This window comes from Haloactinopolyspora sp. (assembly GCF_027324685.1).
In the GTDB taxonomy this organism is placed as follows: Bacteria; Actinomycetota; Actinomycetes; order Jiangellales; family Jiangellaceae; genus Haloactinopolyspora.
On sequence record NZ_DAHVSH010000099.1, the window covers coordinates 34,686 to 45,334 of the forward strand.

Sequence of the window (10,649 nt, forward strand, 5' to 3'; positions counted from 1 at the left end):
CCTTCGCCTCAACTCAGGAACCTGTTTTCAGGAACCTGCCTTCTCGATGTACGAAACGGCGTCGCCGACGGTCGCGAGGTTTTTGACCTCCTCGTCGGGGATTTTCACGCCGAACTTCTCTTCGGCGGCGACGACCACCTCGACCATCGACAGCGAGTCGATGTCGAGATCGTCGGTGAACGACTTGTCGAGCTGGACGTCGCCTGCGGGTACGCCGGTGATCTCGTTGACGATCTCGGCGAGGCCGGTGCGGATCTCCTCAGTGCTGGCCATCTTGTTCGGTGTTCCCCTCGGTGTCGTGTTGGTGCTGTGTCGGTCGATCAGTGGTTGATCGCTGCTGATGGTAGGCCCGCGCGTCGTCGAGCGGCGCCTGAGGTGCCGTGGAAACCGGCAGCCGTCGGTGTCATGGGATCCGGATCACCTGCGCTGCGTACACCAGGCCGGCGCCGAAGCCGATGACGAGGGCCAGGTCGCCGCTGCGCGCCTCGCCGGACTCGAGCATGCGCTCGATGGCCAGCGGGATGGACGCTGCGGAACTGTTGCCCTGCTGGGCGATGTCGCGGGCGATGGCGACATGGTCGGGCAGCTTGAGCTGGCGAGCCATGGCGTCGGTGATGCGCATGTTGGCCTGGTGCGGCACGAACAAGTCGAGGTCGTCGACGGTGATGCCGGCTGCCTCGAGGGCCTGCTGGGCGACCTTGGGCATCTCGTACGAGGCCCACCGGAACACCGGGTTGCCCTGCATGACCAGGTGCGGCATACGGGGTCCGTCGGGGGAGTGCAGCGCGTCGTACCAGTTCTCACGCTGGTGGATGTGCCCGAGGCTCTCGCCGTCGGAGCCCCAGACCACCGGGCCGATGCCGGCGCCTTCGGCGTCGTCGGCCGGTCCGACGACAACCGCGCCGGCGCCGTCGGCGAACAGGAACGCCGTCGAGCGGTCGGTCGGGTCGGTCAGGTCGGACAGTCGCTCCACACCGATGACCAGCACATGCTCAGCCGTGCCCGTCTGGACCATGTCGGAGGCCAGCGACAGCCCGTAGCAGAACCCCGCGCACGCTGCGGAAATGTCGAAGGCGGCGGCGCGGTCGGTGCCGAGCTTGTACGCGATCTCGGCGGCGGCCGACGGCGTTTGGTACAGGTGCGTGACCGTCGACACGATGACGCAGCCGATCTGGTCGGGGTGTACCCCGGCGTGGGCTATCGCCTTCCCGGCAGCGCCGAGGCTCATGCTGATGACGGTTTCGTCGTCAGTGGCCCAGCGGCGGGACTCGATGCCCGAGCGGGTGCGGATCCACTCGTCGGAGGAGTCGATGCGCTCGACGATCTCGGAGTTCGGGATCACTCGGCTCGGCCGGTACCCGCCGATGCCGGTGATGCGCGCGGCGCGGGGCTGCCGGGCCGGTCTGATCTGTGTCCTCATCGTTCCGCCACCGCCTCGGGATGGAGCCGGACCAGGGGTTGGCCCGGAGCGACCGGATCGCCGTCCTCGACGAGCCACTCCAGAACCGTACCTCCGTGGCCGGCGGTGACGTCCAGAGTGTCGCGCAGAGAGCGCACCGTGCCGATGGCCGCACCTGCGGCCAGTTGATCGCCGACGGCGACGCCGGAGGTCACGAACGTGCCCTTCACCGGTGCCACCACCAGCCGCCATGTCGGGCTGTCGGCCATCGGGCTGGGCTGCCCGTGGCGCTCGACGAACTCACGCGCGGCGTCGAGCTGGTCCGGCGTCTTGAGCGCGAACGTCTCGACCCCGGGCAGCGCGCGCTTGGCCAGGCCGACCAGCGTGCCGGCCGGAGGCACTTCGAGCAAGCCGGTGACGCCGAGGTCGGCCATGGTCTGTTGGCACAGGTCCCAGCGCACCGGGTTCGAGACCTGCTCGACGAGGCGGGTCAGCAACTCGCGGCCGTCGTGTACGACGTGGCCGTCGCGGTTGGAGATCATCCGGGTGCGGGGGTCGTGCGTGCTGATCGCGTGAGAGTACCTGCGCAGCACGTCGACCGCGGGTGCCATGTGCTCGGTGTGAAAGGCCCCGGCGACGGCCAGGGGACGCAGCCGGGCACCGGCCGGGGGCTCGTCGGCCAGCGCTTCGAGCTGCTCGAGCGTGCCGGCTGCGACGATCTGACCGCTGCCGTTGATGTTGGCCGGGGTCAGGCCGTGGCGTTCGATCACCGACGTGACCTCGTCGGCGTCACCACCGAGAACGGCAGTCATGCCGGTAGGGGTCGTGGCCGCGGCCGCCGCCATCGCGCGGCCGCGTTCGCGCACGAACACCATGGCCTGCTCCGCGGTGATGACCCGGGCCCCAGCCGCGGCGGTGATCTCGCCGACGCTGTGCCCGGCCACGGCACCCACCCGTTGGAAGGCGTCAGCCGGATGCGGGAACAGCGCGAGCGCACCGACCAGGCCGGCCGCGACGAGCAGCGGCTGGGCGATGGCCGTGTCGCGGATCGTGTCGGCGTCGGCTTCGGTGCCGTAGTGCGCCAGATCGATGCCGGCTACCGCGGACAGCCAGTCGATGCGGGCCGCGAAATCGGGATCCTCCAGCCACGGTGCCAAGAACCCCGGTGTCTGAGAGCCTTGACCGGGCGCGACGATGATGAGCACTCTTCAACCTTCGCGGCTACCGGCGCGTAGTGGGGGTCGGCTCCGATCACAAGGTCGTCCCACCAACTTTGGCCGTTTCCCACAACCTCGCTTCGGTTCAAATGATCATGTTCACTTGGCATTTGCCTGTCACACCACCCATGCACGCCTCGTGTCGCTGAGAATCGCCTAGTGATGCGTCCCCGGAAGCCCCGCTTATTCGAGCGTCGGCGGCGCGATGCGTCCCAGCGTGAGCGCCAGGCGCAACGTGTAGGAGTCGCGCGGGTCCGTCGGCATCAAGCCCACCACGTCCGACACTCGCCGCAGCCGGTAGCGCACCGTGTTGGGGTGCACGAACAGCAGCCGCGCCGCGGCCTCGACCGACGCGCCGGTCTCGAGGTAGGCGGCCAACGTCTCCAGGATCACCGGGCCGGCTTCGGCGATGGGCGTGTAGCACTCGGCGACCAGCTCATGCAGCGCCTCGCTGTCGCCGGCCAGCGCGCGCTCCGGCAGCAGTGCCGCGGCCGATACGGGGCGGGGAGCGTCCGGCCAGCCTGGCGCGGCCAATAGGCCGGAGACCGCGGCGCGGGCCGAGGTTGCCGCCGACACCAGGTCCGGGACCAGCGGACCCACCACGACAGGCCCCGGGCCGAAGTGCGTCACGATGGCTGCCGCGGCCGTCATGGGGTCGTCGACACTGCCCAGCACGGCCACCAGCCGGTCGCCCTGCCCACCGGTGAGCACGTCGTAGCCGGCGTGGCGGGCGCTGCGGCGGATCTCATCAGCCATGGCGGCGTCCTCGGCGGGACGAGGCCGTCCGATGATGACCGTGACGCCGCTGTGGGCCGTCCAGCCCAGCGCCGAGGCCCGCGAGCGGACGTCCTCGTCGACCTCGCCGCGCAGCAGGGAGTCGACGACGGTTGCTTCCAGCCGCGCATCCCACGAGCCGCGTGCTTCGGCATAGCGCGCGTAGACGTGGGCGGCGGAGAAGGCCACCTCGCGGGAGTACAACAGCACGCCTTCACGGACCGCGCGAGCATCGGACTCGCCGACGACGTCGACCACGTTGTCCTCGACGACCTCGATGGCCACGCGCACGACCTCGACGGTCTGCTGCAAGCTGATGGCGCGGATCAAGTCTCGTGGGGCGGTTCCGAAGATGTCGGCGGTCGGCGTGGGACGTGAACCGTCGGAATTGCGGTACCAGTCGACGAACGCTGCGATGCCGGCCTGGATCACCAGCCCGACCCACGACCGCTGCTCAGCCGGCATGGCTCGATACCAACTGAGCTTGTCCTCCATGCGCGCGATGGCGGCGGTGGCGAGCTTGCCGGTGGCTCGTTCGAGCAGGTGCACCGTTCGCGCATGCGGACTCTCGCTGCTTTCGCTGACCTGGTCAGCCTCGGACGGTTGCCGCATGCTCGGCAGCGTACGCGGCCCGGCGTCGCCGGTGACAATCGCGTGTTGTCGTGACCGGACAATCGCACCGCGCCTGCCGGCCACTACGCTCGAACGCATGGCGTCCCCGCGTCGTGTGCGGCCCTCGGCCGCGAAGGTCGTCGTCCGGCGTGCGCGCGACCGCTTCGTGAGCACCGACGACGGCCTCGTGTCCCAGCATTCGTTCTCGTTCGGGCAGCACTACGACCCGGACAATGTCGGGTTCGGCCTGCTCGTCATGTCCAATGACGACGTCATTCAACCCGGTCACGGTTATCCCACGCACGCCCATCGCGACGTCGAGGTCGTGACGTGGGTGCTGGAGGGCGCGCTGGTGCACCAGGACTCCACCGGCCACAGCGGCATCGTCCGTCCCGGTCTGGTGCAGCGGATGAGCGCCGGGCGGGGCGTGCAGCATGCGGAGTTCAACGACGCACCCGGCCGCGCCGGACCGTTGCGCTTCGTGCAGATGTGGGTGCCGCCGGACACCCCTGGGACCGATCCGGCCTACGCCCAGGCCGATGTCGCCGCTGAACTGGGTGGGGGCGGGCTGGTGGCCGTGGCCAGCGGGTTGGCCCGGCACCAGGATGCCGCGATCAGTATCGGCCAGCGGTCAGCCGCCTTCCACGTCGCCCAGCCGGCAGCCGGGACGGCCGTCGAGCTGCCGGGGGCGCCGTTCGTGCACGTGTACGTGGCCCGCGGCGAGGTCGACGTCGAAGGCGTCGGCCGGCTCGGCGAGGGCGACGCGGCGCGCATGACCGACGAAGGCGGTCGCCGGGTGCGCGCGGTGTCCGACGCGGAGATCCTGGTGTGGGAGATGCACGCGGGCGTCGGCCCGCCCCGGTGATCGACCAGGATCCGCCGTCGCGGGGCAACAGCAGATCCCGGTCGATGACGCAGGTCAGGTTTCGCCGCCGGCCTCCTCGGCGGTCGTCGCGGTGACGTCGTCGAGCTTGTACGCGTCGTGGGCCTGCTTGACGACGTCCCAGCCGATCTCGCCGCGTCGCGCGAGCAACGTGAGCACGTTCACCACGATCGACTGCGCGTCGACCTTGAAGTGCCGCCGCAGCGCCGCCCGCGTGTCGGACAGCCCGAACCCGTCGGTGCCCAGCGACGCCCAGTCCGTGGGGACGTACGGTGCGATCTGGTCCTGCACGGCGCGCATGTAGTCGCTGACGCCCACGACCGGGCCGGTCGTCTCGCTCAGCCGTTGCGACACGTACGGCATTCGGGTGTCCTCGTCGGGGTGCATGAGGTTCCACTCGTCGGCGGCGAGCGCCTCACGACGTAGCTCGTTCCACGACGTCACCGACCACACGTGCGCGGCGACCTGCCACTCGTGGGCGAGGCGCTGCTGGGCCTCCAACGCCCAGTTCATCGCCACACCGGAGGCCAAGATCTGCGCGTGCGGCACGTTGTCGCCCGGCGCGACCTCCATCGGGCTGTACAGGTACATGCCCTTCAGCAGGCCTTCGACGTCGAGGTTCTCCGGCTCGGCGGGCTGGACGTAGGGCTCGTTGTAGACGGTTAGGTAGTAGAAGATGTTCTCGGCGTTCTCGCCGTACATCCGCCGCAGCCCGTCACGCACGATGTGCCCGACCTCGAACGCGAACGCCGGGTCGTAATGCACGACGGCCGGGTTGGTGGAGGCCAGCAGGACTGAATGACCGTCCTCGTGCTGTAGGCCTTCGCCGTTGAGCGTGGTGCGGCCCGCCGTCGCGCCGAGGATGAACCCCCGTGCCATCTGGTCCGCCGCTGCCCACAGTCCGTCGCCGGTGCGCTGGAAGCCGAACATCGAGTAGAAGATGTAGATCGGGATCATCGGCAGGCCGTGCGTGGCGTACGACGTGCCCACCGCCGTCCACGACGCCACGGAGCCGGCTTCGTTGATGCCCTCGTGCAGGATCTGGCCCTGCGTGGACTCCTTGTACGACAGGAACAGGTCGCGGTCGACGGCGGTGTAGTTCTGCCCGTGCGGCGAGTAGATCTTCAGCGTCGGGAACAAGGAGTCCATGCCGAAGGTGCGTGCCTCGTCCGGGATGATCGGGACGATCCGCTGACCGATCTCGGGATCCTTGAGCAGGTCCTTGAGCAGGCGGACGAAAGCCATGGTCGTGGCCACCGGTTGCTTGCCGGAGCCGCGCTTGGCCACCTCGTACACCTTGTCGCCCGGCAGGACGAGCGGCCGCGCCTCGGTGCGCCGTTCCGGCAGGAATCCGCCGAGTTTGGAGCGGCGCTCCATCATGTACGCGTACTCGTCGGAATCCTTGCCCGGGTGGAAGTACGGCGGGTTGTAGACGTCTTCGAGCGCGGAGTCCGGGATCTCCATGAACAGCCGGTCGCGGAAGAGCTTCAGGTCGTCGCCGGTGAGCTTCTTCATCTGGTGCGTGGCGTTGCGTGCCTCGAAGTGCGACCCGAGGGTCCAGCCCTTGATCGTCTTGGCGAGGATGACCGTGGGCTGTCCGGTGTGCTCGGTCGCCGCCTTGTAGGCCGCGAAGAGCTTGTGGTAGTCGTGCCCGCCGCGCTTGAGCCCCCAGATCTCGTCGTCGGACATGTGCTCGACCATCTTGCGGGTGCGCGGGTCGCGGCCGAAGAAGTGCTCACGGACGTACGCGCCGGACTCGGCCTTGTACGTCTGGTAGTCGCCGTCCGGCGTGACGTTCATGAGGTTGACCAGAGCGCCGTCGGTGTCGGCGGCCAGCAGCGGGTCCCACTCGCGGCCCCAGATGACCTTGATGACGTTCCACCCGGCGCCGCGGAACAGCGACTCCATCTCTTGGATGATCTTGCCGTTGCCGCGTACCGGGCCGTCGAGACGCTGCAGGTTGCAGTTGACGACGAAGGTGAGGTTGTCGAGCTCCTCACGTGCGGCCGCGCCGATCGCGCCGACGGTCTCGGGCTCGTCCATCTCGCCGTCGCCGAGGAACGCCCAGACGTGCTGCTGGGTGGTGTCGCGCAGACCGCGGTGGTGCAGATAACGGTTGAAGCGCGCCTGGTAGATCGCCGCCAGCGGGCCGAGGCCCATCGACACGGTGGGGAACTCCCAGAAGTCCGGCATCAGGCGCGGATGCGGGTAGGACGGCAGTCCGCCACCCGGGCCGGCGTGCGACAACTCCTGGCGGAAGCCGTCGAGCTGCTGCTCGGTGAGCCTGCCCTCCAGGTAGGCCCGGGCGTACATGCCCGGCGAGGCGTGGCCCTGGAAGTAGATCTGGTCACCGCCGCCGGGGTGGTCCTTGCCGCGGAAGAAGTGGTTGAACCCCACCTCGTAGAGGCTTGCGGACGAGGCGTAGGTGGAGATGTGTCCGCCGACCCCCACACCGGGCCGCTGGGCACGCTGCACCATCATGGCGGCGTTCCAGCGGATGTAGGCACGGATCCTGCGCTCGACGTATTCGTCCCCGGGGAACCACGGCTCCGCCTCGGGTGGGATGGTGTTGATGTAGTCGGTGTTACGCAGGCTGGGAACCCCGACCTGGCGCTCGCGGGCGCGCTGAAGCAGGGCCAGCATCAAGTACCTGGCCCGGTGACGGCCGCGCTGATCGATCGCGGCGTCCAGGGACTCCAGCCACTCCTGCGTCTCATCGGGGTCGATGTCGGGGAGCTGGCTCGGTAGGCCGTTGATGATGATCGGCGAGCGGTCTGCGGCCACGACGATCCCTTCGTGGTCTGGGGACGCCGGTGGGCGTCGGTGTCCAACGGGTCTGATACCTATCCTGCTCGCTCCGACGCCGCACGTCACAATCGGGTTCCTGGTGACGTCGGCAGCCAGGTCCACGGCCGCGTCGCGAGCGCGCACCCCGACCGTACCCGTGGGGGGTCACCTGAGCACGATCAGCGAGGTCGTGTCAGGCTTTCTCCGGCGGGTTCACTTGCGCAACCGCGCGCACTTGGGTGGACTACTGCAAGACGGTATGCACGGTGCGTGCCGTACACGACGCGAGGAGGACGATCGGTGGGCCAGATCGCGGGCCACTCGGACCAACACGACGGACCGGCCGCGCGGCTCGGTTTCCGTCCATCACAAGTGGTCCAGGAGCTCGGCTGGGACGAGGACTGTGACGACGAGCTGCGTATCGACATCGAGGACGTGACCGGCAACGAACTGGTGGACGGGAGCTCCGGAGAAGTCGCCGATGTGGTGCTGCAGTGGTGGCGAGAGGACGACGGCGATCTCGCCGATGCCCTGGTCGACGCCAAGACCGACCTCGCGGCCGGGGGAGTGGTGTGGCTGCTGACGCCCAAGGTGGGGCGTGAGGGACACGTCGATGCGAGCGACATCGCTGACGCCGCGTTGACCGCTGGCCTGTCCACCACGACGACGGTCTCGGTCACCGACGAGTGGTCCGGCACCAAGCTCGTCGCCCCGAAGGGGTCGAGCCGCCGGTGATCGGTGTCGGGGCGCAGGCTCCCGACTTCGAGCTGCCCGACCAGCACGGTGCCGCGGTGCGCCTGTCGGCGTTGCGCGGGCGGCCTGTTGTCGTCGTGTTCTTCCCGTTCGCCTTCACCGGTGTGTGCACCGGCGAGATGGAGGCGCTGCGTGACGACGTCGTGCCGGCTGTCGGCGACTCCGCGACGGTCCTGGCCATCTCGTGCGATTCGATGTTCGCCTTGCGCGTGTTCAGCACCGACCGTGGTTTGGACTTCCCGTTGCTGTCCGACTTCTGGCCGCATGGGCAGGTAGCCTCGTCGTACGGCGTCTTCGACGCCGACCGCGGCTGCGCCGTGCGCGCGACGTTCGTGGTCGATGCGGCCGGAGTCGTTCGCTGGACCGTCACACATGACCTACCGGATGCCAGAAACGTCGCCGATTACCGGCGTGTTCTGGCCGAACTCAGCGCCGCCTGAGCCGCGGCGCAGGAAAGGAGCCCGGCGTGCCGTGTTATCGGTGTGGTGCCCGGCAGTCCGATCCTGCCCGGGGAGTGAATCTTTGGGTACGTGGGGTGCGGGCCAACGAGCAGGTGCTCGTGTGTCCGGACTGTCAACAGACTCGTGGTTGGTCGGCTGACCTCGACCACTGTTCGGTCTGTGGCGCCACGACGCTGGTGCGCCGGCTCGGCCAGACGGTCTGCCGCTCGTGCGAGGCGTCGGCGACGGCGGAGTTCCTCGCCGTCGAGAGCACCATGGACCGCGGCTTCGCCATCCGTTCCACAGGCACCGGGACGAGTTCCAGCGATAGCTCCCGGACGACGAGCGGGCGGCATCGACGCACCGACAGCCGCGACCTGTCCGCTGACGTCGCCACCGCGATCGATCGTGTCCTGGGCCGGGCGGCGCCTCGGGCGCCCGACGGCCCTGCTTCCGACGCGACGTCCGGGGTGGCGAGCACCCAGGAGCAAGAACGGGTCCCACCGGACGGTGCCGCCTGACGGTCCCGTCTGACGGTCTCGCCGATTGTGGGGTCCGAGACCGATCTCGGTACTGTGTGGTGTCGCATGTCTGAAGGGCGTATAGCTCAGCGGTAGAGCACTGGTCTTACAAACCAGGGGTCGCTGGTTCGAACCCAGCTGCGCCCACCCTTTGACTGCCCAGGTCATGGCGTTTGGCCTTCGGCGTCGTCCGACTCGCCTGCATCGGAACCGGCGTTTTGGCCACCTTCTGGCCACACAGCCCCGCCAGAATTCCCGGCAATGTCGCCCAGCCGGTCGGCCCAGGTGTCCATCTCATCCGGGTACAGATGGCCGTACAGATCGAGCGTGACCGTGATCGACGCATGCCCGAGGATGCGCTGAACCACCTTCGGCGGCGTGCCCGCCGAGATGTACAACGACGCCGCCGTGTGCCGAAGGCCATGCGGAGTCAGCCCGTCAAGACCAGCGGCCCGGACAGCAGGAGCCCACGCCCGACGACGGAAGTTGCTCTTACGCAACGGGCCACCGTCCGGGGACGTGAACACCAGATCATCCAACTCCTTGCTATCGACCAACGGAGCCAGCTCAGCAGCGAGCCAGCGGGGGAGCGGCACCGTGCGCGCCTGATGCGACTTCGGCGTGCCCTCCACGACGCGACCGCCGATGTCAGCGAACGCACGGCGCACATCCATTCGACGCCGCGACAAGTCGACATCGCGCACACGCAACGCCGAGACCTCGCCCCACCGCAGACCCGTATACGCCAGCGTGCGGATCAGAGTCGAGTACCGACCCGCAGCCGCCGCCAACCGTCCGACCTGCTCGTGCGTCAGGAACATGTGATCCTTCTGCGCTTGCAGACGGGGCAGCTTCACACCGGTCATCGGATTCCGCGCCAGCCGCGAAGTTTGCACCGCGTGGCGACACACCGACGACAGCACATACGCCGCTTGGTGAATCTGCGACGACGAGATGCCGCCACGCACCAGATCGTTGACCCACTCGACCAGGCCGTCGTGCGTGATCTTCGACAGCGGCACCCGTTCCCACGTCGGCAGAACCCGGCGACGGAGGACGATCTGGTATCCCTGCCGCGTGCTCGGCTTCAAGTGCAAGATCGTGCCAAGCCACTCGTCAGCAACGACACCGAATCGCACCCGGCCAGCGGCGGGATCGACCCACTGGGAGTGCCCCAGCATCGGTTGACTCCTGATCTGTGCGGACCTGGTCCGCGCTGGAAGGATGTTCACCGTGCCCAAGCCTTATCCCGCCGAGTTCCGT

The 10,649-nt window shown here is 68.6% G+C and carries 10 protein-coding genes and 1 tRNA gene; 5 read left to right on the forward strand and 6 right to left on the reverse strand.

The genetic code is table 11. The features are described 5' to 3' along the window. Positions 1-27: 27 nt before the first annotated feature. From M6444_RS11165 to M6444_RS11180, 4 genes are all read right to left on the reverse strand, one after another. Complete coding sequence (locus M6444_RS11165) at positions 28-273, reverse strand: acyl carrier protein (protein WP_298326977.1); 246 nt, start codon at positions 271-273, stop codon at positions 28-30. Positions 274-403: 130 nt separating this feature from the next. Further along, complete coding sequence (locus tag M6444_RS11170) at positions 404-1,420, reverse strand: beta-ketoacyl-ACP synthase III (protein WP_298326978.1); 1,017 nt, start codon at positions 1,418-1,420, stop codon at positions 404-406. Next, complete coding sequence (locus M6444_RS11175) at positions 1,417-2,604, reverse strand: acyltransferase domain-containing protein (protein WP_298326980.1); 1,188 nt, start codon at positions 2,602-2,604, stop codon at positions 1,417-1,419. The genes M6444_RS11170 and M6444_RS11175 overlap by 4 nt, the downstream gene beginning before the upstream one ends. Positions 2,605-2,799: 195 nt before the next feature. Further along, positions 2,800-4,002 carry a helix-turn-helix domain-containing protein gene (locus M6444_RS11180; RefSeq protein WP_298326982.1) on the reverse strand — a complete coding sequence of 401 codons (1,203 nt, stop codon included), beginning with the start codon at positions 4,000-4,002 and terminating at the stop codon, positions 2,800-2,802. A gap of 97 nt (positions 4,003-4,099) precedes the next feature. Between M6444_RS11180 and M6444_RS11185 the strand changes: the two genes are divergently transcribed. Further along, positions 4,100-4,867, forward strand: a complete 768-nt coding sequence (locus M6444_RS11185; RefSeq protein WP_298326984.1) for a pirin family protein — start codon at positions 4,100-4,102, stop codon at positions 4,865-4,867. 54 nt (positions 4,868-4,921) lie between these two features. Here M6444_RS11185 and aceE read toward each other — a convergent pair whose 3' ends face one another. Further along, the gene (gene aceE / locus M6444_RS11190; protein ID WP_298326985.1) at positions 4,922-7,669 is read right to left on the reverse strand and encodes a pyruvate dehydrogenase (acetyl-transferring), homodimeric type; all 2,748 of its coding nucleotides are present in this window, start codon (positions 7,667-7,669) and stop codon (positions 4,922-4,924) included. 303 nt (positions 7,670-7,972) lie between these two features. Between aceE and M6444_RS11195 the strand changes: the two genes are divergently transcribed. From M6444_RS11195 to M6444_RS11210, 4 genes are all read left to right on the forward strand, one after another. Next, positions 7,973-8,407 (forward strand): DUF3052 domain-containing protein, encoded by a 435-nt coding sequence (locus M6444_RS11195; RefSeq protein WP_298326988.1) that lies wholly within the window; start codon positions 7,973-7,975, stop codon positions 8,405-8,407. Further along, complete coding sequence (locus tag M6444_RS11200; RefSeq protein ID WP_298326990.1) at positions 8,404-8,865, forward strand: redoxin domain-containing protein; 462 nt, start codon at positions 8,404-8,406, stop codon at positions 8,863-8,865. Before M6444_RS11195 ends, M6444_RS11200 begins: the two co-directional genes overlap by 4 nt. Positions 8,866-8,939: 74 nt before the next feature. Next, positions 8,940-9,386 carry a hypothetical protein gene (locus M6444_RS11205; protein WP_298326991.1) on the forward strand — a complete coding sequence of 149 codons (447 nt, stop codon included), beginning with the start codon at positions 8,940-8,942 and terminating at the stop codon, positions 9,384-9,386. Between the two features lie 75 nt (positions 9,387-9,461). Beyond that, positions 9,462-9,533: transfer RNA gene (locus M6444_RS11210), tRNA-Val, on the forward strand. Between the two features lie 17 nt (positions 9,534-9,550). Here M6444_RS11210 and M6444_RS11215 read toward each other — a convergent pair. Beyond that, complete coding sequence (locus M6444_RS11215; RefSeq protein WP_298326995.1) at positions 9,551-10,567, reverse strand: site-specific integrase; 1,017 nt, start codon at positions 10,565-10,567, stop codon at positions 9,551-9,553. Between the last annotated feature and the right edge of the window lie 82 nt (positions 10,568-10,649).